Annotated in this window: 20 protein-coding genes, 4 tRNA genes and 3 rRNA genes; 5 read left to right on the top strand and 22 right to left on the bottom strand. The window is 42.3% G+C overall.

Translation table 11 applies throughout. The annotated features are described in order from the left end of the window. Window positions 1-198: 198 nt before the first annotated feature. The 4 genes from NST73_RS03115 to groES all read right to left on the bottom strand — a co-directional run bounded on the left by NST73_RS03115 (window position 199) and on the right by groES (window position 4783). Window positions 199-1260 (bottom strand): DNA sulfur modification protein DndB, encoded by a 1062-nt coding sequence (locus tag NST73_RS03115; protein WP_342499370.1) that lies wholly within the window; start codon window positions 1258-1260, stop codon window positions 199-201. Continuing rightward, window positions 1253-2338: a DNA sulfur modification protein DndB gene (locus tag NST73_RS03110; RefSeq protein WP_342499369.1), complete on the bottom strand. Its 1086-nt coding sequence runs from the start codon at window positions 2336-2338 to the stop codon at window positions 1253-1255. Before NST73_RS03110 ends, NST73_RS03115 begins: the two co-directional genes overlap by 8 nt. Before the next feature lie 469 nt (window positions 2339-2807). After that, window positions 2808-4442, bottom strand: coding sequence for a chaperonin GroEL (gene groL, locus NST73_RS03105; protein WP_007496015.1), 1635 nt, complete (start codon window positions 4440-4442; stop codon window positions 2808-2810). Between the two features lie 56 nt (window positions 4443-4498). Next, window positions 4499-4783, bottom strand: a complete 285-nt coding sequence (gene groES, locus NST73_RS03100; protein WP_003214120.1) for a co-chaperone GroES — start codon at window positions 4781-4783, stop codon at window positions 4499-4501. Between the two features lie 229 nt (window positions 4784-5012). Between groES and NST73_RS03095 the strand changes: the two genes are divergently transcribed. Genes NST73_RS03095 through NST73_RS03085 form a run of 3 tightly spaced genes read left to right on the top strand, consistent with a single transcriptional unit; the run spans window position 5013 to window position 6622 of the window. Continuing rightward, a complete protein-coding gene (locus NST73_RS03095; RefSeq protein ID WP_138278165.1) occupies window positions 5013-5747 on the top strand; it encodes a CPBP family intramembrane glutamic endopeptidase in 735 nt (244 codons plus the stop codon). Further along, window positions 5744-5938 carry a YdiK family protein gene (locus tag NST73_RS03090; protein WP_017366710.1) on the top strand — a complete coding sequence of 65 codons (195 nt, stop codon included), beginning with the start codon at window positions 5744-5746 and terminating at the stop codon, window positions 5936-5938. The genes NST73_RS03095 and NST73_RS03090 overlap by 4 nt, the downstream gene beginning before the upstream one ends. Window positions 5939-5995: 57 nt before the next feature. Beyond that, window positions 5996-6622 carry an NUDIX domain-containing protein gene (locus NST73_RS03085; protein WP_342499368.1) on the top strand — a complete coding sequence of 209 codons (627 nt, stop codon included), beginning with the start codon at window positions 5996-5998 and terminating at the stop codon, window positions 6620-6622. 39 nt (window positions 6623-6661) lie between these two features. Here NST73_RS03085 and tatC read toward each other — a convergent pair whose 3' ends face one another. From tatC to moaC, 4 genes are read right to left on the bottom strand one after another with little or no spacing between them, the layout of a single operon-like run. Continuing rightward, entirely contained in the window at window positions 6662-7426 is a 765-nt protein-coding gene (gene tatC / locus NST73_RS03080) for a twin-arginine translocase subunit TatC (RefSeq protein ID WP_096881072.1), read from the bottom strand. 6 nt (window positions 7427-7432) lie between these two features. Beyond that, the gene (locus tag NST73_RS03075; protein ID WP_008344374.1) at window positions 7433-7612 is read right to left on the bottom strand and encodes a twin-arginine translocase TatA/TatE family subunit; all 180 of its coding nucleotides are present in this window, start codon (window positions 7610-7612) and stop codon (window positions 7433-7435) included. A gap of 27 nt (window positions 7613-7639) precedes the next feature. Then, window positions 7640-8293: a redox-sensing transcriptional repressor Rex gene (locus NST73_RS03070; RefSeq protein WP_008355687.1), complete on the bottom strand. Its 654-nt coding sequence runs from the start codon at window positions 8291-8293 to the stop codon at window positions 7640-7642. Window positions 8294-8308: 15 nt separating this feature from the next. Further along, on the bottom strand, window positions 8309-8800 hold the full coding sequence (moaC, locus tag NST73_RS03065) for a cyclic pyranopterin monophosphate synthase MoaC (protein ID WP_026050052.1): 492 nt from the start codon (window positions 8798-8800) through the stop codon (window positions 8309-8311). A 138-nt stretch (window positions 8801-8938) separates the two neighbouring features. Here moaC and NST73_RS03060 point away from each other — a divergent pair, with 138 nt between their 5' ends. Next, window positions 8939-10861, top strand: a complete 1923-nt coding sequence (locus tag NST73_RS03060; RefSeq protein ID WP_342499367.1) for an ABC-F family ATP-binding cassette domain-containing protein — start codon at window positions 8939-8941, stop codon at window positions 10859-10861. A gap of 467 nt (window positions 10862-11328) precedes the next feature. Here the strand turns inward: NST73_RS03060 and tsaD are convergent, their stop codons facing one another. From tsaD to NST73_RS03000, 12 genes are all read right to left on the bottom strand, one after another. After that, window positions 11329-12357, bottom strand: coding sequence for a tRNA (adenosine(37)-N6)-threonylcarbamoyltransferase complex transferase subunit TsaD (gene tsaD / locus NST73_RS03055; protein ID WP_017359857.1), 1029 nt, complete (start codon window positions 12355-12357; stop codon window positions 11329-11331). Further along, window positions 12350-12778 carry a ribosomal protein S18-alanine N-acetyltransferase gene (gene rimI, locus NST73_RS03050; protein WP_008344382.1) on the bottom strand — a complete coding sequence of 143 codons (429 nt, stop codon included), beginning with the start codon at window positions 12776-12778 and terminating at the stop codon, window positions 12350-12352. The genes tsaD and rimI overlap by 8 nt, the downstream gene beginning before the upstream one ends. 25 nt (window positions 12779-12803) lie before the next feature. Beyond that, window positions 12804-13493 carry a tRNA (adenosine(37)-N6)-threonylcarbamoyltransferase complex dimerization subunit type 1 TsaB gene (tsaB, locus tag NST73_RS03045; RefSeq protein WP_061418121.1) on the bottom strand — a complete coding sequence of 230 codons (690 nt, stop codon included), beginning with the start codon at window positions 13491-13493 and terminating at the stop codon, window positions 12804-12806. Next, window positions 13474-13950 carry a tRNA (adenosine(37)-N6)-threonylcarbamoyltransferase complex ATPase subunit type 1 TsaE gene (gene tsaE / locus NST73_RS03040; RefSeq protein ID WP_342499366.1) on the bottom strand — a complete coding sequence of 159 codons (477 nt, stop codon included), beginning with the start codon at window positions 13948-13950 and terminating at the stop codon, window positions 13474-13476. The genes tsaB and tsaE overlap by 20 nt, the downstream gene beginning before the upstream one ends. A gap of 12 nt (window positions 13951-13962) precedes the next feature. After that, on the bottom strand, window positions 13963-14940 hold the full coding sequence (thiL, locus tag NST73_RS03035; RefSeq protein ID WP_342499365.1) for a thiamine-phosphate kinase: 978 nt from the start codon (window positions 14938-14940) through the stop codon (window positions 13963-13965). A gap of 278 nt (window positions 14941-15218) precedes the next feature. Next, a tRNA-Asp gene (locus tag NST73_RS03030) sits at window positions 15219-15295 on the bottom strand. 49 nt (window positions 15296-15344) lie between these two features. Next, a tRNA-Met gene (locus NST73_RS03025) sits at window positions 15345-15421 on the bottom strand. Between the two features lie 17 nt (window positions 15422-15438). Further along, a 5S ribosomal RNA gene (gene rrf / locus NST73_RS03020) occupies window positions 15439-15554 on the bottom strand. 61 nt (window positions 15555-15615) lie between these two features. Further along, window positions 15616-18546, bottom strand: a 23S ribosomal RNA gene (locus NST73_RS03015). A 182-nt stretch (window positions 18547-18728) separates the two neighbouring features. Next, window positions 18729-20277 (bottom strand): 16S ribosomal RNA (locus NST73_RS03010). The 16S, 23S and 5S rRNA genes sit together here with 4 tRNA genes alongside, the layout of an rRNA operon. Before the next feature lie 134 nt (window positions 20278-20411). After that, a tRNA-Gly gene (locus NST73_RS03005) sits at window positions 20412-20485 on the bottom strand. A gap of 15 nt (window positions 20486-20500) precedes the next feature. Next, window positions 20501-20577: transfer RNA gene (locus tag NST73_RS03000), tRNA-Arg, on the bottom strand. A 369-nt stretch (window positions 20578-20946) separates the two neighbouring features. Between NST73_RS03000 and gltP the strand changes: the two genes are divergently transcribed. After that, window positions 20947-22197 carry a glutamate-aspartate/proton symporter GltP gene (gene gltP, locus NST73_RS02995; protein WP_024719154.1) on the top strand — a complete coding sequence of 417 codons (1251 nt, stop codon included), beginning with the start codon at window positions 20947-20949 and terminating at the stop codon, window positions 22195-22197. 38 nt (window positions 22198-22235) lie between these two features. Here the strand turns inward: gltP and NST73_RS02990 are convergent, their stop codons facing one another. Further along, window positions 22236-23255: a S66 peptidase family protein gene (locus tag NST73_RS02990; RefSeq protein ID WP_058336354.1), complete on the bottom strand. Its 1020-nt coding sequence runs from the start codon at window positions 23253-23255 to the stop codon at window positions 22236-22238. 79 nt (window positions 23256-23334) lie between these two features. Beyond that, window positions 23335-24210: a DMT family transporter gene (locus NST73_RS02985; protein ID WP_058336355.1), complete on the bottom strand. Its 876-nt coding sequence runs from the start codon at window positions 24208-24210 to the stop codon at window positions 23335-23337. Window positions 24211-24470: the final 260 nt, after the last annotated feature.

Genomic DNA, 24470 nt, shown 5'->3' with positions numbered 1-24470 from the left:
AGTATATTACATTAATGTTGTATTTACAATAAAAAAACCCACTTCCTTTGTTGTAGTGGGTTTTGATTGTTTCTCTAATGAAATGGTTTTCTTACTGACACCAACCAAAAATTACATTTTTATCAAGTGCTACTGTTAAGAACTCTTAATCACTTATCGTCCTGAAGATTGTATCACCTTTGAAATGAAGGGAGATAATTATAAATTATAATCTAGTATCGAAACTAGTTTATTTTCTTCACTATCTATAAATAAATCAAATTCAAACGGTGTATTTGCTCTGGATGTTAACATATGAGGTTGCCATATTGGGTTTTTAGTAGACCAATCTATTTTTTCTAATTGAATGACTTCTTCTTCCCAGTTTATTATCCATTTCACTTTATTAGTGCACTCAGTAATAATTCTCTTATGTAAATGATATGCAATTGCACTTTGTAATGGTTCATGCCCAATAACATATTTCAATACATTACCAGGTTCAGAAGGAAGCACTTCAATAAAAACAAGGAAAAATCTCTCTAAGAAACTTAAAATATCATCATAATATTCCTTAATTAGCTTTTCTTCTTTCATATTTGTACTTTTTTTCCCAAATAATAAAATACTAACAAACTTTTTTAGTCTCACGCTGGTACTAAAATCAGTATTGGTTGGTCGTACTAGTCTACTTTTATTAAATTCAATTTTTACAGATTGAAGAGGTTTGGATATTTGATATAGTTCTTTTATTAATATATTGGTAATGTCTCTAGTATCATAATTGGTGATAAGGGACATTGAAACTCTTTTAGAATTGGAATTCATATCTGCAAATAATGACTTTTCATCTGTCTTTGTTAACCCAAAATATAATTGCAAAGTTAAATCACTATTCAGGATTTCCTCTTTTTTGTCTTCATTGAAATGACTTTTTGTCATATACTGTTCCAAGCTTTTTAATCGATGTTGACCATCAATTACCACAAGTCTTACTCCTTCTGATATTTCCAGTTCCATTTTCTCCATATCATAAAATTCTAAGGGACTTCCTGGGAAGGAACATACAATTGATGGGAAATATATTCCGAGATCTGAATCAAAACTATCTAAATAATTTATTATTTTAGGTAGTCTATTATAGCTCAGATCTCTATTAATTTCAGGATCTATACGATATATATTGAGTATATCTCTCACTTTAATTTGAGTGGTCATTAAACCTTTATTTCCTTCAGTATTAATAGGTTGAATCCCCCCCTTTAGCTTAATATTAAACATTTGATATTTTCTCCTCCAAGATTCTATTTAAATAGCTTGTTATCATTCTGCTTCCTCGTGCACCACTTGAAAAATTATATTTTTTAGTTGTTTGTTTATAAGGGATTCCCAATAATTTAAAATCAACATTTTTATGTGACCAATCAACTTTACTTATCACATTAATAAAAAGAAAACGCATTGAAAAATTTTGATTCTTCTCCTGTGCCTCATATAGAAATAAAGCTATTCCAAAAATTACAACTGGTATAAACATTACACATTCATTTCGATTATGTGCATTTTCGGGAGCATATTTTACTAATAAGTTTAAAAAATCTTCTGTTTTATTTTTATATTGTTCATAATTATCTTTTGAGATTTTTGATTTTGTCTTAGCAGTATATAAAATACCGTCATTTAAAGTAATAATAGTATTGTGAAGAGTAGCTGCCGTCATTAACTTTGTCCTCGTTGTTTTGCCCCTTACTTCAAATTTATCCATAGATATAGTGGGATGATTATAGATTATATCTTTTGTAAGTTCTCCACATAGACTGTTATTTTTGTACATGACCAATAAGGTGTTGCTTACCTTTGAAGATTTTGTGTTGATATCTGTAAAAAGTTGTTGTTCTTGACTAATAGTTAAATCAGTAAATATTTGAATTGTCAAAGGGAAGTTCCTTGCCTTACTTAGTTTATCTTTACTAAGAAGATCATTTCTTGTCTCTAATCTTGCTATAATCATTTCAAAAGCCTTAATCCTATGTTGCCCGTCCAACACAATTAGCTTATCGTCAAAATTTAATTTGAATTTATAATCATTTTTATCATAATTACCTTTTCCTCTTGATGAGAATATTAATGGAGGAAAATATATATCATTCCCATCTAAACCATATTGAATATACTTCTGAATGTCTGTTACATGATACTCTATAATATCTCTTTGTACTTCCCGGTCGATTTCAATAAATTTTAAAACTTGATCAACTGAACATTGTATTGATATCACATGCTGATTAAACTGTTTTCCTTTCATTGCATTAAATGATAGGTAATGCGGAGAAATCATTATATTTTTTAAACTATCCAATCATTATCCCTCTCTTCCTTCTAGGACTTTCTTACAAATTATTCATCTGCGTAATATTCTTCCATGAACTAATATTAACTCAAAAACCATTAAATTACAATATTTTTAAAATTTTTGTATTAATTCTTTACAATACTCATTTTAGATTAAACGTGTTTATATTTATTTGTTCCCCTTATAACAAAAATTCAAGATTACTAAATTAAAATAATTATTACGTAGATCACAACCCCTTGAATAATTAATCTTATGGTGTTAAGTGAGAGAATTTTTTCATCTTTATATTGACCTATCGCTTAAATGAAATTATTTTATAATTTGTAAAATTAAATATTTTAAGAATACTATTAAGTTGCTAACAGAATAAAATAGAAAATCTATATTATAAATTCTTAATCACTAAAATATTAATCTCCATAGAATTTTTAAATAAAAACCCCCCTGTATATATACAGGGGGGTTCGAGGTGTTACATCATGCCACCCATTCCGCCCATGCCGCCCATATCCGGCATTCCGCCGCCTGAGCCGCCTTCTTCTGGTTTGTCAGCTACGACTGCTTCAGTTGTAAGAAGCATAGCTGCTACAGAAGCTGCGTTTTGAAGTGCAGAGCGAGTGACTTTTGTTGGGTCAACGATTCCTTTTTCGATCATGTTTACCCATTCGTTTGTTGCTGCGTTGAAGCCTACGCCAATTTCTTCGTTTTTCAAGCGCTCAACGATGACTGATCCTTCAAGACCTGCGTTGTGAGCGATTTGACGAATTGGCTCTTCAAGAGAACGTAGAACGATGTTCACACCTGTTTGAACGTCACCATCAGCTTCGATCGAAGCAACTTTGTTGTATACATTCACAAGTGCTGTACCACCACCGGATACGATACCTTCTTCAACTGCTGCACGAGTTGAGTTCAGTGCATCCTCGATGCGTAGTTTACGCTCTTTTAGTTCTGTTTCAGTTGCCGCACCAACTTTGATGACAGCAACGCCGCCAGCTAGTTTTGCAAGACGTTCTTGTAATTTTTCTTTATCGAATTCAGAAGTTGTTTCTTCTACTTGCGCACGAATTTGGTTCACGCGTGCTGCGATTTGAGCAGAATCTCCTGATCCTTCTACGATCGTTGTGTTCTCTTTTGTAACAACCACTTTAGACGCACGGCCAAGCTGACCAATTTCAGTTGATTTCAGGTCAAGTCCTAGGTCTTCTGTGATTAATTCCCCGCCAGTTAGAACAGAGATGTCTTCAAGCATTGCTTTACGACGATCACCGAATCCAGGTGCTTTTACTGCCACTGCGTTGAATGTTCCACGAAGTTTGTTCACAACAAGTGTTGCAAGTGCTTCGCCTTCTACATCTTCAGCAATGATCAATAATGGTTTTCCTTGTTGTACGACTTGCTCAAGTACAGGAAGGATTTCTTGAATGTTTGTGATCTTTTTATCAGTGATTAAGATGTAAGGATTTTCAAGAACTGCTTCCATCTTATCAGAATCAGTGACCATGTATGGTGAAGCGTATCCACGGTCAAACTGCATTCCTTCAACCACTTCAAGCTCAGTTGTGAAACCTTTAGATTCTTCAATTGTGATGACGCCGTCGTTTCCTACACGCTCCATCGCTTCAGCAATTAGGCTGCCGACTTCTTCATCTGCTGCAGAAATAGACGCAACTTGAGCAATTGATTCTTTACCTTCGATTGGTTTAGAAATCTCGTGCAAGCCTTCAAGTGCTACTTTCACTGCTTCTTCGATTCCTTTACGAACGCCAACAGGGTTTGCACCAGCTGTTACGTTTTTAAGACCTTCACGGATCATTGCTTGAGCTAGAACTGTTGCAGTCGTTGTACCGTCACCAGCTACATCGTTTGTTTTGCTTGCAACTTCTGCCACAAGTTTTGCACCCATGTTTTCAAATGCATCTTCTAATTCGATTTCTTTTGCAATCGTTACACCATCATTTGTGATAAGTGGAGAACCGAATTTTTTCTCAAGAACCACGTTACGTCCTTTAGGTCCTAAAGTTACTTTTACAGCATCTGCAAGTGCATCTACACCACGTAACATCGCACGACGTGCTTCTTCACTGAACTTAATATCTTTTGCCATAATAACGAAACCTCCTCAGTCTTTTTAGAAATATATCTCAATCTTTGTTTATGTGATTAACCAATAACAGCTAAAATGTCGCTTTCACGAAGGATTAAATATTCTTTTCCTTCATATTTCACTTCAGTACCTGCATATTTTGAGAAGATAATGCGGTCGCCTGTGTTTACTTCTAACGCAACGCGCTCACCACTTTCAAGTACACGACCTGAACCTGCTGCAACAATTTTACCTTCTTGCGGTTTTTCTTTTGCAGAATCCGGTAAGACAATACCGCTAGCGGTTTTTTCCTCAGATTCAACGAGTTCAATGATTACGCGATCGCCTAATGGCTTTAACATAAGAAACAACCTCCTCAATTTTTATATGTAGTCTTTTTTAGCACTCATCATCAACGAGTGCTAACACATTTATTATAATAAAGAATGTCTTCTGTAATTTCAAGTAAAAACCTTTAAAAATTTTTACGCTTTCATGATCTTTTTTTATCACCGATTCTTTCCTTTTCAACGAAAAAGAAGACTTGTGTTACAATAAATCTAGTTCTTTTAGTAAAGGGGTTTTCGTTACTTGAAAAAACAATATTGGTACATCATCTTAACGTATATATTGGTGCAGGTTTCTGCGATTCCTTATGTGTTCATTATGAAATGGTTAGGATACATTCAGACACCGATGACACAAGCAGAGCTCTCTGAATTGTCAGGAACCTGGACAATCATTAGCTTCTGTGTCGGATTAATCATTATTCTGCTCATCCTTCGGACTGTACCAAAAGCTTCACTTCGAAATGAAGCACCGGCATCAGTCGGCGTGGCAATCGCTTGGATCATTGGCGGTTTCTTTCTTTCCCTCTTTGCACAATCCATTGCGGGGGCGATTGAACAATATGCATTTGGCATTAGCCGAGAATCCGAAAATACTCAAAACATTTTAGCCATTATGGATGCAGTTCCATGGCTTGTAATCGTCATCGCTCTGATTGGACCGATATTAGAAGAAATCATTTTTCGAAAAATCATTTTTGGTGTGGTTTATGAAAAAACGAATTTTTTCATTGGCGCACTTGTCAGTTCAGTGGTTTTTGCTGCTGTACACAATGATTTCCCACATATCTTGCTCTATACCGCAATGGGTTTTACATTTGCCTTTTTATATGCGAAAACAAAACGAATCATTGTGCCCATCGGTGCTCATATGCTGATGAATTCGCTCGTTATCCTTGTGCAGATTGAGCCAGTAAGAAAAATGATTGAAGAACAATCTCAAACAATGCAAATGATTATTGGAGGCTTTTTCTCATGAGAAACCCTGTCGTATGGGGCATTATTTATTTTGCCGTAGGTGTGGCTTTCACCTATATGGCCATTCAAAATCCAGGTGACATGTGGTCATTTTACAGCATTTTGCTGATGGTGTTTGCGGCCTATAATATCAATATCGCGTTAAAAATGTTTGCTTTTTCTGTCAAAATGAAAAAACAGCAGCAAAAATAAAGCAAAAACCATTTTCCGCCGTTTGGAAAATGGTTTTTTTATGGAGGTCATGTTTTCATGGAACACGAAAAACTGAACATCATGAACAATCAGCATGAAACGATTGGTACAGCCGCTCGATCTGATATCCATGCTGAGGGCCTTTGGCATGAAACCTTTCATTTCTGGCTTTTAAAAAAGGAAGATGACACAGTGTTTCTCTATTTTCAGCTGAGGAGTCCCTCCAAAAAGGATTTCCCTTCTCTACTTGATATCACAGCAGCAGGCCACCTTCTCGCAGATGAACAGCCTTCTGATGGCATCAGAGAAGTCGAAGAAGAGCTTGGTCTCTCCATCTCGTTTGAGAATCTTACCTTTGCTGGTGTCATTAAAGATGAAATCCATATGCCTTCGTTTACCGATCGTGAGTTTTGCCATGTGTATCTTTATATGGATCAAAAAAAGCACATGGATGTCCATCTACAGAAAGAAGAAGTTGCTGGACTTTATAGAGCAAGGCTGATGGATGCACAGCAGCTTTTAAATAGAGAATGCGAAAAAATGAACATCGAGGGCTTTGAAGTGGATGCAGACGGCAAGCGACGTGAGGAAAAGAGAGAGGTACATGTACATGATTTTGTCCCGCATGAACCTGCCTATTATGAGCATCTCTTTCAAGCAATCAATCAATTTCTTTCACAATAGAAAAAGCATCGTGACCCCTATTTGGATCACGATGCTTTTTTATGAGACAACATCATTTTCTTTCTCCTCTGTCTCTGTTTGCTGCATTTTGCGATAGGTCACTCTTGAAATGACAATACTCACTTCATACAAAACGAGCATTGGCAAGGTAACCATGAGGTGAGAAACGAGCTCTGGCGGTGTAATAAGTGCGGCAATGACAAGGAGGACAAAATAGGCATACTTCCGTATTTTTGATAAAAACATCGGTGTAATGATACCAAGTCTAGTGAGAAACATCAACACGACAGGCATCTGAAACAAAAAGCCAAATGGAAGTGTTAACTGCATCAGAAATGTAAAATACTCATGAATCCCAATCACTTGCTCCACATGTAAATCATTTGACATCCGTATCATAAAATCGACGACAAATGGAAACAAAATAAAATAAGAGAAAGCCACACCGCTCAGAAATAAAAGCAGTGCAATCGGAATATAAGCAAGTGTCACCTTTCTTTCTTTTTCATATAAGCCAGGACTCACAAACGCCCAAAGCTGATATAAGATCACGGGACACGTCAAAACAAGAGCAATGACAAAAGCGAACTGCATAAACACGTACAGTGGATCTGTGAGCTTAAACGCGTTCAATGTCAGTGTGGCCGCTTCATCGGTATTTTGTAAATACACAATGACCGGCTTAGCGAGAAAAAAACCTGCCACCATAAAGGTGACAAAAAACATCGCAATGATCACTAAACGTTTTCGCAGTTCCACAATATGCTCCATAAGCGGCATATCTTTGACATTCATGAAGCTCATCCTATTCTACTGATCTTCTTTTTTCTTTTTTTCTTCCTGATCATCAGCTAAACCTTTTGTGGCATTTTTGAATTCACGTAATGTATCTCCTGCTGCTCTTCCTAATTCAGGAAGCTTTTTCGGCCCAAAAATAATGAGCGCAACAACCGCAATCAGAACCAAACTTCCAGGACCGATCGGACCCATTTGCTCCACCCCCTTTACCCCTTTTCGTCAGTCCTCCTGTGTAACAGAGTAATGCTTTAAGAAATACACAAGAGACTGAAGTTCAACCGCCAAATCTATATGATGAATTCGAATGTGTTCCGGCACATTCAATCGAGCCGGCGTAAAGTTAAGGATTCCTTTGATGCCAAGGGCAATCAAACGATCTGTAATGGATTGAGCTGCTACGGCAGGCACTGTCAAAATCGCAACAGGAATATCTCCTACCTCTTGCACATGCTCTTCAAGCTTATCCAAATCATAGACAGGCACGCCGCCTATCTCACTTCCTATTTTACTCTCATTGACGTCAAAAGCCATTGAAATTTTTGTATTATTATTTTTAATGAAATTATAGTGTAAAAAAGCAGTCCCTAAATTCCCGACACCGATGAGCATGACATTCGTCATTTCATCTTGGTCAAGGGTCTTTCTAAAGAAGGTCAAGAGGTAATCGACATTATAGCCATACCCTTTCTTCCCAAGTGCACCAAAGTAAGAAAAATCTCGGCGAATGGTGGCAGAATCCACTTTGACTGCATCACTAAGCTCTGCCGATGACACCCTTTGTTTTCCTGATGCATGCAGATTTTTTAAAAAACGGTAGTAAAGCGGCAAACGTTTGGCTGTCGCTTGTGGAATTTTTGACTGGTCTATATTCATATAAGATCCTCCAACTTAAATATCAGATGCTCTGTGAAAATCACCGTTTTTCCCGCCTGTTTTTTCTACTAGATAGGTCGGGCCGATGATCATCCCTTTGTCTATTGCTTTGCACATGTCATAAACGGTCAGTGCACATACTGAGGCAGAAGTGAGCGCTTCCATCTCCACACCCGTACTTCCTTTTGTTTTCACCTGTACTTGTATGTTCAGAATGTACGCATTTCCGTCTTCCTCCCAATCAAAGGAGATATCGACACCTTTTAATGCAAGCGGATGACACATTGGAATGATGCTGGACGTTTGCTTTGCTGCCATGATGCCAGCTACCTGTGCGACAGATAATACATCCCCTTTTCCAATGTCATGCTTTTGTATTTGATGAAATACTTCTTTTATCATACGAACGCTTGAAACAGCAACGGCAGTTCTCACTGTAGACGATTTGTCACTAATGTCGACCATCTTTGCTCTTCCTTGTTCGTTAAAGTGGCTAAATTGACTCATCTTTCAACGCTCCCTCACTCAAATCATACACTATTTTTTCCTATCTGTCTTTCATTTGACCATGGCAGCCGTATGTAAGATTTGCCGGTTTACTGCTGATAAGCTACACTTAACATATTATAGCAGAGGTGAAGTTACATGATGATTCTACAAGTGAATCAGCTGTCCAAATCGTTTGGCGCTGATACCGTTTTAACGAATATAAAATTGGAAGTCAAAGCGAGGGATCGTATTGCCATTGTCGGTCGTAACGGTGCAGGAAAATCCACGCTTTTAAAAATCATTGCCGGTCAAATGTCTTACGAACAAGGTGAGATCATCAAACCGAAAGACCTATCCATTGGATATCTAGCACAGCATACAGATGTGACGTCTACACGTACGCTAAAAGACGAACTACTATCCGTTTTCGATCATTTAAAAGAAATGGAACAAGAGATGAGAACCATAGAAGAGAAAATGGCTTCTTCCACAGGAACAGAATTAGATTCTCTAATGAAAACCTATGACAGGCTGCAGCAAGCATTTAAAGATCAAGGCGGCTATCAATATGAAGCAGATGTCCGCTCCATTTTACACGGACTCGGCTTTAGTCATTTTGAAGATCATACAACCGTCCAATCCTTAAGCGGCGGTCAGAAAACCCGTCTAGCGCTTGGAAAGCTATTATTGATGAAACCAGAACTCTTGATTTTGGATGAGCCAACCAACCATCTAGATATTGATACCTTATCATGGCTTGAGCAGTATTTGCAAAATTATACAGGAGCCATCCTTATCGTTTCCCATGACCGATACTTCTTAGACAAAGTCGTGAACCATGTATATGAAGTGTCAAGAACAGCGATGAAAAAGTTCGCTGGGAACTATAGCAAGTATCTTGACCAAAAAGCTGAGCAGCTAGAGCGTGATATGAAGCTGTATGAAAAACAACAAGAAGAAATTTCGAAGCTTCAAGATTTCGTGGATCGCAACTTAGCAAGAGCCTCCACCACAAAGCGTGCTCAAAGCAGGCGGAAACAGCTGGAACGGATGGATCGTTTAGATAAGCCGTTAGGAGATGAAAAATCCGCAAACTTCCATTTCGATATTATGAGGCAAAGCGGAAATGACGTGCTGAAGGTGCATGATCTCGATATTAGTTACGATCAAAAAACGCCGCTCCTCTCCTCCCTATCTTTTCATATTAAACGTGAAGATAGCGTGGCACTCATCGGTCCTAACGGTATCGGGAAATCAACTCTTTTAAAAACCTTAACGGATACGTTAAAACCAGTAAAAGGCGAGATCAGCTTTGGTTCTCATGTGACGATTGGCTACTATGATCAGGAACAAGCCAAGCTGACATCCTCCAAAAAAGTGTTAAATGAACTTTGGGATGATTATCCCCATATGACTGAAAAAGACATTCGGACTTGTTTAGGAAACTTCCTTTTTTCAGGTGATGACGTCTTAAAGCCTGTACATGCATTAAGCGGTGGAGAAAAAGCACGACTTGCACTGGCAAAGCTGATGCTCCAAAAAGCCAATTTCCTCATTCTCGATGAGCCGACGAACCATCTTGATTTGGACAGTAAGGAAATATTAGAGAATGCACTAATAGATTATCCAGGCACCATCTTGTTTGTTTCGCATGACCGTTACTTTATCAATCGCTTGGCAACAAAAGTTCTCGAGTTGTCACCAAATGAAACAAAAGAATACCTTGGTGACTACGACTATTATCTTGAAAAGAAAAACGAACAATTAGAGCTTGAAGCACTCCAAACTCAGGAGACGCATAAAAAACAATCAGAAAAACCAGTAGAAACAGCAAAACTTTCCTATGCAGAAGAGAAAGAACTCAAAAAGAAAGAAAGACAAAAGCAGCGCCGAATTGAAGAAATTGAAGAGCGTATCGCTGTCATCGAAGACAAGCTCGGTGAAAACGAAGAGCTTCTATGTGATCCTGCTATTTTCCAAGATCACGAGAAAGTACAAGCCATTCAAACAGAAAATGATGCGCTCAATCAAGAGATGGAATCACTTTTTGCGGAATGGGAAGATCTATCAGATGCATAAAGAGTGCCCTAACGGGTGCTCTATTTTAAGGTGAGAATATTTATCCACAATGATACCCACAATAACATCTTGATTATTCTTAAATATTTTAAAGTTATCCACTTTATCCACAGTATTTTAATCACATATCCACATAAAAGATCACATTTATACACATTATCTTCATTTTAAAACGAATTTTCTAACAATTGTGGATATATAACGTTTACATGTGAATAAATCGCTTTCATTTCAATAGAAAAAACTCCTGTATATTCACAGGAGTTCCAAATTTTTGACAAAGGGCTAAAATGAACTTGATTTTAGCCCTTTGTCTTCTTTTCAGCGTGATAGAAAACCTTTGCAGCCCTAGGAAGGACGAGTACTGGCGCGGAGCGAATTTCATATTCGTGAGCACCAGCACGCAGGACTGACAAAGAATGCGAGGGTTTGTCTACACGCTGAAACTCCTGTATCCACAGGAGTTCTTATTCATAGGAGACAAGCGGCAGTCCAGGTTGACCGTTCATTGCCATGTCGCCTCTTATTCCCTTTTCAAATGCAATGGTTCCCGCAGCAGCAATCATGGCTGCATTGTCTGTACAAAGAGACAATGGCGGAATCATGACATTCACTTCAGGCAACTTCGCAAATGCTGAAGTAAGGGCTTCTCTAAGACCTTTATTGGCAGCAACCCCGCCAGCTAGAACGACTTGTTTCACACCATACGCTTCAGCCGCTTTTAATGTCTTTCCGACTAACACCTCAATCACGCTTTCTTGGAAACTTGCAGCCAAATCCTCTGGCGCAATGGTTTCGCCCTTTTGAGACGCATTGTGTAACGTGTTGATAACCGCTGATTTTAAACCGCTGAAGCTAAAATGATAAGACCCTTCTTCAAGCCATGCTCGAGGAAGCTTAATCGTTGGCTCCCCTTCATGTGCCAATCGATCAATGTGAGGTCCCCCTGGATATGGCAGACCCATTGTCCGAGCTACTTTGTCATACGCTTCTCCAGCCGCATCATCCAACGTTTCACCAATGACCTCAAAAGACCCATGCTCTTTCATCAAAACAAGCTCAGTATGCCCACCAGAGACGACTAGAGCTAAACAAGGAAACACCAGTTCACCAACGAGCTGGTTCGCATAAATGTGTCCAGCAATATGATGAACACCAACAAGCGGAATTTGATGTGCAAAACTCAATGCTTTGGCTGCATTGACACCTATCAAAAGTGCACCAACTAAGCCCGGACCTTCTGTCACAGCAATGGCGTCTAAATCCTGAAAGGTCATATTGGCCTGCGTCATGACTTCTTCTAATACGATCGTCATTTGTTCCACATGATGCCTTGAAGCGATTTCTGGTACCACGCCGCCAAATCGTTTATGACTTTCTATTTGTGAGGCGACAACATTCGCTACGATCTCTTTCCCATTTTTCACAATGGACGCAGCTGTTTCGTCACAGCTTGTTTCTATACCTAATATGAATCGATCTTTTTTTTCACTCATTTATCTTCACCCACATGACTAATGCATCTTCCCCGTTATCCGTATAATAATTCTTTCGAATAGAAGCTGGTTTAAAACCTAGCTTTTCATAAAGGGATTGTGCTGGCGTATTTGATACCCGCACTTCTAGTGAAAGATGATCTGTCTTTTTTTCTTTGCAAAATTCCATGACATATCGAAGCAGCGCTTCCCCGTATCCTTTTCCCCGGTGCTCAGGGAGAATCGCAATATTCGTAATTTGTGCATCATCCATGACAATCCAAACGCCACAATACCCAACAGGCTGACCATCTTCTTCAATGAGGAAATAATGGCTGTATTGGTTATGGAGAATTTCATAGACAAACGACTCTTTTTTCCAAGGCGCTGTAAACGAATGCACTTCAATCGTATATACCTCTGGGATGTCCTCTACTGTCATTCTTCGCATCTCTACTGTGTTGAGATTATTTTTGTCCTTCAAGCCATTTCACTTCCGCTTCTGCCAAACGAATATAATTAGGAACAAGCTGATGGACATCTTCAGCAGGGCGGTCTGCCCCTAAAAATGCGAGCACTGAAGGTCTTGGGTTATGAAATGCCTCGTCTGCGATCACAGCAGTTTCTCCAAGTATGGAGAGAACATTCTCTTGATGAAGATGCACATCATGTCCAAGAAATAAAACAGAGTTCCCTTCCTTTTTCAGCTCTTGAAGCCAATCAGTGAGCAGGATATTTTGATCTGGTTTCGCTTCTTTTATCTTTCCACCTTCAAATGTATATAACCCTGTATAAACTTGTCCTCTTCTTGCATCAAATATAGGAGAAATCATTCCATCAAAATATCGAGCATTTGCCGCCAGCGTTTCTAAACTTGAAACAGCAGTTATCGGGATAGACAGCGTCCAAGCAAGTGTTTTTGCAATGGTCACACCGATTCTAACGCCAGTGTAAGAACCGGGTCCTTTGGCTACAACAATTTTGCTTAATTCGTTCGGTGCTACGCCGCATTCTTTCATCAATGCTTCAACTGTCGGCATTGCTCGTACTGAATGATTCTTCTTTAAGTACGTAATACTTTCCCCAACCACAGTGTCATCACGGACAAGAGCTATTCCGAGTGTATGGTTTGACGTATCAATTGCCAGTATGGTCAATGTCTTTCATCTCCTTACAAAGGGCCTCATAGCGCTCCCCTTTTGCATAAAACGTGAGATGACGTTCTTCTTCACGTTCTGTTCTCAGCATTTCAATTTTTAAATACGATGAAGGCAATTGAGGTTCAATGAGATGTGCCCATTCAACCAAACATACACCTTCCCCCTCAAAATATTCGCCCAGTCCAAAATCTTCTTCCGCATCTTCCATACGATACACATCCATATGATAAAGTGGCAGTCTGCCATCCGTATATTCTTTAATAATTGTAAAAGTAGGGCTGTTGACGATACGGGTAATACCTAAGCCTTCTGCAAAACCTTTTGAAAAAGTCGTTTTACCTGCGCCTAAGTCTCCTTCTAATGTTAAGACATCGCCGGGCATCACAAGTGTAGCCAAGGCAGCAGCAATTCGTTTCGTCTCATCCGCACCTTTTGTTGTCCACGTTAACTTCATGGTGGAGTCACCTCATTTCTTAAAATGATTATATCCTTTTTTCATTAAAATTGTTTGTTGATCATGGTCTTTTAAAATAACGCTGGACGCTCGATCATCTTTGACTTGTCCAATACGCGTGACCTGAATGTGATCTTTTTTACATTGCGTCTCAAATCGCTGCCAATCCGTTTCAGGGATCGTACCAGTTAAGACAAAATCCTCTCCACCGAACAAGACCCATTCAAGCCACTCTTTATGTAACAACGGTAGATGTGGATGTTTTGGGAGCTGATCAGCTTCAATTTCCAGCGTTACACGACTGGCCTCCGCTATTTCGTTCAGCTCACTCGCTAATCCGTCACTTACATCATTCAAGGTCACCCGGGGGAAGCTTGAACAAATAAGGCCAGCAGCAATATGCGGCTGCGGCATTTTGTGTCGCTCTAGAAAAAAAGCAGTGTCAATCGAATGTGCAGCATTTACTTCATTCATTAAAAGGGATAGCCCAGCAGCTGATGAACCTAGTTCACCTGTGACAAAGACAACGTCTCCTGTCTGAGCACTATGACGGTAACAAGCTGTTCCCTTTGGAATCTCACCAATGACCGTTACTGTGATGACAAAGTCACTGCGGGTGGCTACAGTATCTCCACCGATTAAATCCATATGATATGTGTCAGCCAATGCTTTCATTCCCTCGTAAAAAGCTGCGACAATTGCTTCATCCCCATGAGGCGGGATCGCGATTGATACAAGATAATACTTAGGGGTTCCTCCCATGGCTGCGATATCACTGATATTCACTGCCAGCGCTTTAAATCCAACCTCAAAGGGTGTGGAAAAATCAAATCGAAAATGGACATGCTCTACCATTGTATCAACACAAACGACCTCTTCACAATGTGAATGAGGTTGATAAACACTAGCATCATCACCGATGCCCATGACCAAAGAACGCTGATGCGTTTCTTTTGGTGTAATTCGGCGAATAAGATCAAATTCATCCATAAAAGACAGCCCCTTCATACAATCAACTGATTGAGCAAACATGATGTCAGACACAGTTAGTATTAGTGTAGCGAATATGAGCCTCGGTTCCAACTAAAAACGATATAAAGAAAGCCTGGTATAAAAAAACCAGGCGATGTTTGTTGAAGTCATGATCTTTTCTTATCACATTTAGTGTAGCCAAACACAAGGAGTTTCATTGCATCTAGGATACTTATTGAAAGAAAAAGACATAAAAAAAAACGAAACTATACGTTTTCGTTTACAAGTCATAAAAATGGCGGTCCGGACGGGACTCGAACCCGCGACCTCCTGCGTGACAGGCAGGCATTCTAACCAACTGAACTACCGGACCATTTTGGCTGTACTCAATGAGTACTCCATATTTAATAGGTAAAATAATTTGGTTGCGGGGGCAGGATTTGAACCTGCGACCTTCGGGTTATGAGCCCGACGAGCTACCGAACTGCTCCACCCCGCGACGATATAAAATGACAAGCTTGGCGGCGTCCTACTCTCACAGGGGGAAACCCCCAACTACCATCGGCGCTGAAGAGCTTAACTTCCGTGTTCGGTATGGGAACGGGTGTGACCTCTTCGCTATCGCCACCAAACCTGATGGAGAGAATGTTCTCTCAAAACTAGATAACAATGTTCATTTTTCACATTAGAATATAGGTTAAGTCCTCGATCTATTAGTATCTGTCAGCTCCACGTGTCACCACGCTTCCACCTCAGACCTATCAACCTGATCATCTTTCAGGGATCTTACTTCCTTGCGGAATGGGAAATCTCATCTTGAGGGGGGCTTCATGCTTAGATGCTTTCAGCACTTATCCCGTCCGCACATAGCTACCCAGCGATGCCCTTGGCAGAACAACTGGTACACCAGCGGTGCGTCCATCCCGGTCCTCTCGTACTAAGGACAGCTCCTCTCAAATTTCCTGCGCCCGCGACGGATAGGGACCGAACTGTCTCACGACGTTCTGAACCCAGCTCGCGTACCGCTTTAATGGGCGAACAGCCCAACCCTTGGGACCGACTACAGCCCCAGGATGCGATGAGCCGACATCGAGGTGCCAAACCTCCCCGTCGATGTGGACTCTTGGGGGAGATAAGCCTGTTATCCCCGGGGTAGCTTTTATCCGTTGAGCGATGGCCCTTCCATGCGGAACCACCGGATCACTAAGCCCGACTTTCGTCCCTGCTCGACTTGTAGGTCTCGCAGTCAAGCTCCCTTGTGCCTTTACACTCTGCGAATGATTTCCAACCATTCTGAGGGAACCTTTGGGCGCCTCCGTTACATTTTAGGAGGCGACCGCCCCAGTCAAACTGCCCACCTGACACTGTCTCCCTGCCCGATAAGGGCAGCGGGTTAGAAGGTCAATACAGCCAGGGTAGTATCCCACCGATGCCTCCACCGAAGCTAGCGCTCCGGTTTCCAAGGCTCCTACCTATCCTGTACAAGCTGTACCAACATTCAATATCAGGCTGCAGTAAAGCTCCACGGGGTCTTTCCGTCCTGTCGCGGGTAACCTGCATCTTCACAGGTACTATAATTTCACCGAGTCTCTCGTTGAGACAGTGCCCAGATCGTTGCGCCTTTCGTGCGGGTCGGAACTTACCCGACAAGGAATTTCGCTACCTTAGGACCGTTATAGTTACGGCCGCCGTTTACTGGGGCTTCAATTCGCACCTTCGCTTACGCTAAGCGCTCCTCTTAACCTTCCAGCACCGGGCAGGCGTCAGCCCCTATACTTCGCCTTACGGCTTCGCAGAGACCTGTGTTTTTGCTAAACAGTCGCCTGGGCCTATTCACTGCGGCTTCTCGGGGCTTTAACACCCTAAGAAGCACCCCTTCTCCCGAAGTTACGGGGTCATTTTGCCGAGTTCCTTAACGAGAGTTCTCTCGATCACCTTAGGATTCTCTCCTCGCCTACCTGTGTCGGTTTGCGGTACGGGCACCTCTCACCTCGCTAGAGGCTTTTCTTGGCAGTGTGGAATCAGGAACTTCGCTACTAAATTTCGCTCGCCATCACAGCTCAGCCTTCACGGGAAACGGATTTGCCTATTTCCCAGCCTAACTGCTTGGACGCGGATATCCAATACCGCGCTTACCCTATCCTCCTGCGTCCCCCCATTGCTCAAATGGTGAGGAGGTGGTACAGGAATATCAACCTGTTGTCCATCGCCTACGCCTTTCGGCCTCGGCTTAGGTCCCGACTAACCCTGAGCGGACGAGCCTTCCTCAGGAAACCTTAGGCATTCGGTGGACGGGATTCTCACCCGTCTTTCGCTACTCATACCGGCATTCTCACTTCTAAGCGCTCCACCAGTCCTTCCGGTCTGACTTCACTGCACTTAGAACGCTCTCCTACCACTGTTCGTAAGAACAGTCCGCAGCTTCGGTGATACGTTTAGCCCCGGTACATTTTCGGCGCAGAGTCACTCGACCAGTGAGCTATTACGCACTCTTTAAATGGTGGCTGCTTCTAAGCCAACATCCTGGTTGTCTAAGCAACTCCACATCCTTTTCCACTTAACGTATACTTTGGGACCTTAGCTGGCGGTCTGGGCTGTTTCCCTTTCGACTACGGATCTTATCACTCGCAGTCTGACTCCCAAGGATAAGTCATCGGCATTCGGAGTTTGACTGAATTCGGTAACCCGGTAGGGGCCCCTAGTCCAATCAGTGCTCTACCTCCGAGACTCTTACCTTGAGGCTAGCCCTAAAGCTATTTCGGAGAGAACCAGCTATCTCCAGGTTCGATTGGCATTTCACCCCTACCCACACCTCATCCCCGCACTTTTCAACGTGCGTGGGTTCGGGCCTCCATTCAGTGTTACCTGAACTTCACCCTGGACATGGGTAGATCACCTGGTTTCGGGTCTACGACCACGTACTCATGCGCCCTATTCAGACTCGCTTTCGCTGCGGCTCCGCATCTTCTGCTTAACCTTGCACGGGATCGTAACTCGCCGGTTCATTCTACAAAAGGCACGCCATCACCCGTTAACGGGCTCTGACTACTTGTAGGCACACGGTTTCAGGATCTATTTCACTCCCCTTCCGGGGTGCTTTTCACCTTTCCCTCACGGTACTGGTTCACTATCGGTCACTAGGGAGTATTTAGCCTTGGGAGATGGTCCTCCCGGATTCCGACGGAATTTCACGTGTTCCGCCGTACTCAGGATCCACTCTGGAGAGAACAACATTTCAGTTACAGGGCTGTTACCTTCTTTGGCGGGCCTTTCCAGACCTCTTCGCTTATATCGTTCCTTTGTAACTCCGTATAGAGTGTCCTACAACCCCAAGAGGCAAGCCTCTTGGTTTGGGCTGTTCCCGTTTCGCTCGCCGCTACTCAGGGAATCGCATTTGCTTTCTCTTCCTCCGGGTACTTAGATGTTTCAGTTCCCCGGGTATGCCTTCTCATACTCTATGTATTCAAGTATGGATACTACTCCATTACGAGCAGTGGGTTTCCCCATTCGGAAATCTCCGGATCAAAGCTTGCTTACAGCTCCCCGAAGCATATCGGTGTTCGTCCCGTCCTTCATCGGCTCCTAGTGCCAAGGCATCCACCGTGCGCCCTTTCTAACTTAACCATTTCTTACTTTAGAAAGAATCACTATGTGTGATGAACTTTGCATTGCATTCAATGTGAATGTATTACTTATTGTTATCTAGTTTTCAAAGAACAATCCTGTCTCGCTAGAGACATGTTTGAAGGAATGATCCTTCAAAACTAAACAAGACGAAAAACGTACGCTGCTCCATATATCCTTAGAAAGGAGGTGATCCAGCCGCACCTTCCGATACGGCTACCTTGTTACGACTTCACCCCAATCATCTGCCCCACCTTCGGCGGCTGGCTCCATAAAGGTTACCTCACCGACTTCGGGTGTTGCAAACTCTCGTGGTGTGACGGGCGGTGTGTACAAGGCCCGGGAACGTATTCACCGCGGCATGCTGATCCGCGATTACTAGCGATTCCAGCTTCACGCAGTCGAGTTGCAGACTGCGATCCGAACTGAGAACAGATTTGTGGGATTGGCTAAACCTTGCGGTCTCGCAGCCCTTTGTTCTGTCCATTGTAGCACGTGTGTAGCCCAGGTCATAAGGGGCATGATGATTTGACGTCATCCCCACCTTCCTCCGGTTTGTCACCGGCAGTCACCTTAGAGTGCCCAACTAAATGCTGGCAACTAAGATCAAGGGTTGCGCTCGTTGCGGGACTTAACCCAACATCTCACGACACGAGCTGACGACAACCATGCACCACCTGTCACTCTGTCCCCGAAGGGAAAGCCCTATCTCTAGGGTTGTCAGAGGATGTCAAGACCTGGTAAGGTTCTTCGCGTTGCTTCGAATTAAACCACATGCTCCACCGCTTGTGCGGGCCCCCGTCAATTCCTTTGAGTTTCAGTCTTGCGACCGTACTCCCCAGGCGGAGTGCTTAATGCGTTAGCTGCAGCACTAAGGGGCGGAAACCCCCTAACACTTAGCACTCATCGTTTACGGCGTGGACTACCAGGGTATCTAATCCTGTTCGCTCCCCACGCTTTCGCTCCTCAGCGTCAGTTACAGACCAGAGAGTCGCCTTCGCCACTGGTGTTCCTCCACATCTCTACGCATTTCACCGCTACACGTGGAATTCCACTCTCCTCTTCTGCACTCAAGTTTCCCAGTTTCCAATGACCCTCCCCGGTTGAGCCGGGGGCTTTCACATCAGACTTAAGAAACCGCCTGCGAGCCCTTTACGCCCAATAATTCCGGACAACGCTTGCCACCTACGTATTACCGCGGCTGCTGGCACGTAGTTAGCCGTGGCTTTCTGGTTAGGTACCGTCAAGGTGCAAGCAGTTACTCTTGCACTTGTTCTTCCCTAACAACAGAGCTTTACGATCCGAAAACCTTCATCACTCACGCGGCGTTGCTCCGTCAGACTTTCGTCCATTGCGGAAGATTCCCTACTGCTGCCTCCCGTAGGAGTCTGGGCCGTGTCTCAGTCCCAGTGTGGCCGATCACCCTCTCAGGTCGGCTACGCATCGTCGCCTTGGTGAGCCGTTACCTCACCAACTAGCTAATGCGCCGCGGGTCCATCTGTAAGTGACAGCCGAAACCGTCTTTCATCCTTGAACCATGCGGTTCAAGGAACTATCCGGTATTAGCTCCGGTTTCCCGGAGTTATCCCAGTCTTACAGGCAGGTTACCCACGTGTTACTCACCCGTCCGCCGCTAACATCCGGGAGCAAGCTCCCTTCTGTCCGCTCGACTTGCATGTATTAGGCACGCCGCCAGCGTTCGTCCTGAGCCAGGATCAAACTCTCCGAAAAAATACAAAACCGAAGTTTTGTTTTTCGTCAGCGTTTGACTGACTACCTATGATGTATCATAGGATTTTTTATAAAAATTCGAATTAACAGGTACGTTTTGTCTTGTTTAGTTTTCAAAGATCATTTTTTTAAAATGGAGCGGGTGATGAGAATCGAACTCACGACATCAGCTTGGAAGGCTGAGGTTTTACCACTAAACTACACCCGCGTGGTTAAATGTTATTGGCGCGCCCGAGAGGAGTCGAACCCCTAACCTTTTGATCCGTAGTCAAACGCTCTATCCAATTGAGCTACGGGCGCTTAATCAGGCGACTTAATTATCTTAACATATCGTTTTTATTAAGTCAACATCTTTTTAAAGTTTGTTTGTCGTATCTGTCTGAGCATCAGTGTTTCAGATGCGTCATCAGCGACGAATAAAAATATACCATGGATCATACAAAAGGGTCAATACATTTTTCTAAAAAAGTTTAATGTTTTTTAAGAAGTGCTCTTTTGTTAGATAAATAGAGTTTCAATCGCCCTATTTTCATTTCTTTCTTCATAATTCTAATGATTCTTAAATAAAATCTTTCTAAATCCAAAGGAGGACAAAACATGGTCACCTAGAATTTTTATTTATTGGAAAATTCTTAATATTTCCCATGCATTTAAAGGAGGTAGGAGATGATGAAAAAGTTTGTCGCTTTTCAAATCATGATCGCTTTGGTGATAGGAGCTCTTATCGGCCACTTCTTCCCTGATTTCGGAATGGCACTGCGGCCCATTGGGGATGGCTTTATCCGATTGATTAAAATGATTGTAGTCCCTATTGTTTTCTCTACGATTGTCATCGGCGCAGCTGGCAGCGGTGGAATGAAGAAAATGGGCAGTCTCGGATTAAAGACAATCATTTGGTTTGAAGTCATTACGACCATCGTTCTTGGAATCGGGCTTTTATTGGCCAACGTGTTAAAGCCAGGCGTTGGACTCGATTTCTCTCAATTAGCTAAGAAAGATATTGGGGAACTCGATGGTTATACTCAAAAGGTCGTCGATTTTAAACAGATGGTTTTAGACATCATTCCAACCAATATCATCGATGTCATGGCTCAGAATGATTTACTAGCAGTGATTTTCTTCGCTATTTTATTCGGTGTAGCCGCAAGCGGCATTGGGAAAGCTTCCGCTCCTGTCCTTACCTTCTTTGAATCAGTAGCACAAATTATGTTTAAGCTCACACAAATGGTCATGGTGACAGCTCCTATTGGAGTTTTAGCATTAATGGCAGCTTCTGTCGGACAATACGGCATTGTTTTACTCATTCCTATGATGAAACTTGTTGGCACTGTCTTCTTAGGATTGTTTATTATTCTATTTGTTTTGTTCCCTCTTGTCGCACTGATCTTCCGTTTTAACTACTTCGAAGTGTTGAAAATGATTTGGGATTTGTTTTTGGTTGCCTTTTCTACTACAAGTACAGAAACTGTTCTTCCACAGCTCATGTCACGGATGGAGAAATACGGCTGCCCAAAAAGAATCGTTTCCTTCGTCATCCCGTCAGGTCTTTCTCTTAATTGCGATGGTTCAAGTTTATATTTATCGGTTTCCTGTGTGTTTCTTGCACAAGCGTTTGGTGTCGATATGAGTTTATCACAGCAGCTCCTCATGATGCTTGTCCTTGTTTTAACAAGTAAAGGCATTGCAGCTGTCCCGTCTGGCTCACTTGTTGTTCTTTTGGCAACAGCTCATGCAGTAGGTCTGCCAGCAGAAGGTGTCGCTATTATCGCCGGGGTTGACCGGATTATGGATATGGCTCGAACAGGCGTGAATGTTCCTGGACATGCGGTTGCCTGTATTGTCGTTTCTAAATGGGAAAAAGTATTCCGAGAGTCTGCATGGGAAGTTCCAAAAGCAGGTGAAGAAACAAAAGGAATGTAATGTTTTTTATGAAGGAAAGGGGTCGCCCTTTCCTTTTTTTATGGCAAAAATGTCTGCTTCAGCACGGCTTTACCTTCTTGTTGCAACTGCACCTCCGCATATGCTCCGTTAATGAGGGTCATTTGCGGCGGTACGTGTCCACAATCAATATCGTAAACAATCGGTATGTGTAATTCTTTATGCAATTCTTCATATAGATCCGTATATTCATATCCTTCCACAGGAGTGTCCACTGCACTCCTGCCAAACATGATGCCAGAGCAATGATCAAACCAGCCTGCTAGTTTTAATTGAACAAGAGACCTCTTCATGCTCGCAGCATTTAATTCACAGTTTTCAAAATACCATAGAATGGGTTCACCTTTCAGGTATGTTTCTTGAAAAGCTTTGACATCTCCAAAAGGCGTGCCAGCTAAGTGCCGGATCACATCAATACAGCCACCCATCAGTCTTCCCTTCATCGTCGTCTCTAAGTGATCAACAGTACGCCATGCGGTTGGCTCGGTTAAATGAAAGACATGAATGCTTGGATGGTCATACTGCCATTCCTTTTGATACATATCAGAAGAAAATTGAGTAACGTCCTTTTTCTCTGGAGTGGAAAGTATTTGTTCCCACATAGCCGTCACCTGATCAAGCTCTTCCCCCTGAAGATCCACAAGGTTCGGTCCATGCGCTGTCGCAATGCCAGTGTTTAAGGTCAAAGCTAATAGAAGGAGACTTGTATCTGAGTAACCAAGAATCCACTTTTTTTGCATCACTGAGAAATCAAGATGCTCTAACACTTCAATAAGCAGCTGTCCACCCCATGGCGGGATGATGTGGTCAATCTCATGACAATTCATCATCCGCTGTAACTCATTTGCTCGCTTGATCGCAGGGGCTGATTTCGCTTTTTCCTGCTGCCATACTGTCTCTCCACATATGACTTCATAGCCTCTTTTTTTCATCCGATCGCAAGACAGTTGAAACATCTCATGCAAAGAGGATTGTACACCTGAGGATGGTGCTGTCACACCAATTGTTTGTCCCTTTTTCAAATGCGGATACTGGATCATCCTGCTCACCTTCACCTTCTATGAGTCTCTCATCTATTCATTGTAAAGAAAATTCCCCTTCTCCAAGGGGAATCTCGTCTTACTCTCTCTGACGCAGGACAGTATATACACCTGCGAAAATACACAAAATCCCAACAAACGAACGTAAGCCCATCTCTTCACCTAGAAGCATCCATCCAAGGACCGTGCCAACGATTGGTTGAAAGAAGAAAAAAAGACCACCGCTTGAAGCGTCCATCAGTTGAAGCCCTCTATTCCACAAAAAGAAAGCAAGGGCCGTTGAGATGATACCTAGATACAGAATGCCGCCCCATATTTCCGGTCTTGCCATTTGCTGCACATCAAGATGAGGCAAACGAAACAAGACAGGTGGTGTTAACACGATAAAGGCCACAATGATCGCATATGTTGTCGTCACTACTTGAGGATACTTTCCTGGAACTCGTTTCAAAAGAACAGACATGAGCGCCCATGTTAATGCAGCAATAACCAGTGAAAGACCGCCAACAAACTCATCCGTTTGAACAGCGACAGGCCCAATCATCATCAGTACACCTACTGTAGCAAGCAGAATGGAGACACACTTTCTCATTGTGAAAGATTCTTTTAATAGAAAGAAAGCGAAAAGCACCATAAAAGCAGGTGTGGCCGATGTGATGACGGCACCCATTTGTGCAGACGTATACATTGTGCCAATTTCTTGGGTCACGATCGAAAGAAAGTTGCCAATCAATCCAATCGCCACAATCAGCGGGATATCCTTTTTGTCTAATCGAAAAGAGTAACCCAAACGCCAAATCGTGAACACAAGAACGACTCCAGCTATTGCATATCTCATCCAGACAAGCTCAAGTGGCGGGACCACCGCAACTGTTACTTTGACCACTACATACATACCGCCCCAAATACTAGCAGCTAACGCTAAGTAAAGGGCTCCTATATATTTTTCATTCATTTTTTCCCCTCCGTTACTGGATATATTCACTGCGATATCCACAAACGGAGATCACTCTCCGTTATGGACGGAGGTGATTTGGTACATCATGTTCAAATAAAGGCTTCCATTGCATATCAGTCACCCCAATTGTTTTTATTTTCTGATTACTTTATAACAAAATCTGGTTCACTTCAATCCTTTTTTATCACCCATGTTTCTTCATATAATAGAAGTTCAATAGGATTGACATGATGAATTCGTTTTCTTATAGTAAGTAA

Origin of the sequence: Bacillus sp. FSL W7-1034, from assembly GCF_038593365.1 — a bacterium.
Taxonomy (GTDB): domain Bacteria; phylum Bacillota; class Bacilli; order Bacillales; family Bacillaceae; genus Bacillus; species Bacillus altitudinis.
The sequence above is the reverse complement of the archived record's forward strand: the minus strand, read 5'-3'. Positions and strand labels throughout refer to the sequence as shown.

Excerpts from the sequence above, each read along its gene's own strand:
- groL (WP_007496015.1), bottom strand. The coding sequence starts at position 4,442 with ATGGCAAAAGATATTAAGTTCAGTGAAGAAGCACGTCGTGCGATGTTA.
- thiL (WP_342499365.1), bottom strand. The coding sequence starts at position 14,940 with ATGGATGAATTTGATCTTATTCGCCGAATTACACCAAAAGAAACGCAT.
- NST73_RS03115 (WP_342499370.1), bottom strand. The coding sequence starts at position 1,260 with ATGTTTAATATTAAGCTAAAGGGGGGGATTCAACCTATTAATACTGAA.
- NST73_RS03070 (WP_008355687.1), bottom strand. The coding sequence starts at position 8,293 with ATGAATATAGACCAGTCAAAAATTCCACAAGCGACAGCCAAACGTTTG.
- NST73_RS03090 (WP_017366710.1), top strand. The coding sequence starts at position 5,744 with ATGAGAAACCCTGTCGTATGGGGCATTATTTATTTTGCCGTAGGTGTG.
- tsaD (WP_017359857.1), bottom strand. The coding sequence starts at position 12,357 with ATGAGTGAAAAAAAAGATCGATTCATATTAGGTATAGAAACAAGCTGT.
- tatC (WP_096881072.1), bottom strand. The coding sequence starts at position 7,426 with ATGAGCTTCATGAATGTCAAAGATATGCCGCTTATGGAGCATATTGTG.
- NST73_RS03075 (WP_008344374.1), bottom strand. The coding sequence starts at position 7,612 with ATGGGTCCGATCGGTCCTGGAAGTTTGGTTCTGATTGCGGTTGTTGCG.
- rimI (WP_008344382.1), bottom strand. The coding sequence starts at position 12,778 with ATGACAGTAGAGGACATCCCAGAGGTATATACGATTGAAGTGCATTCG.
- groES (WP_003214120.1), bottom strand. The coding sequence starts at position 4,783 with ATGTTAAAGCCATTAGGCGATCGCGTAATCATTGAACTCGTTGAATCT.
- tsaE (WP_342499366.1), bottom strand. The coding sequence starts at position 13,950 with ATGAAGTTAACGTGGACAACAAAAGGTGCGGATGAGACGAAACGAATT.
- NST73_RS03060 (WP_342499367.1), top strand. The coding sequence starts at position 8,939 with ATGATGATTCTACAAGTGAATCAGCTGTCCAAATCGTTTGGCGCTGAT.
- NST73_RS02990 (WP_058336354.1), bottom strand. The coding sequence starts at position 23,255 with ATGATCCAGTATCCGCATTTGAAAAAGGGACAAACAATTGGTGTGACA.
- moaC (WP_026050052.1), bottom strand. The coding sequence starts at position 8,800 with ATGAGTCAATTTAGCCACTTTAACGAACAAGGAAGAGCAAAGATGGTC.
- NST73_RS02985 (WP_058336355.1), bottom strand. The coding sequence starts at position 24,210 with ATGAATGAAAAATATATAGGAGCCCTTTACTTAGCGTTAGCTGCTAGT.
- NST73_RS03085 (WP_342499368.1), top strand. The coding sequence starts at position 5,996 with ATGGAACACGAAAAACTGAACATCATGAACAATCAGCATGAAACGATT.
- gltP (WP_024719154.1), top strand. The coding sequence starts at position 20,947 with ATGAAAAAGTTTGTCGCTTTTCAAATCATGATCGCTTTGGTGATAGGA.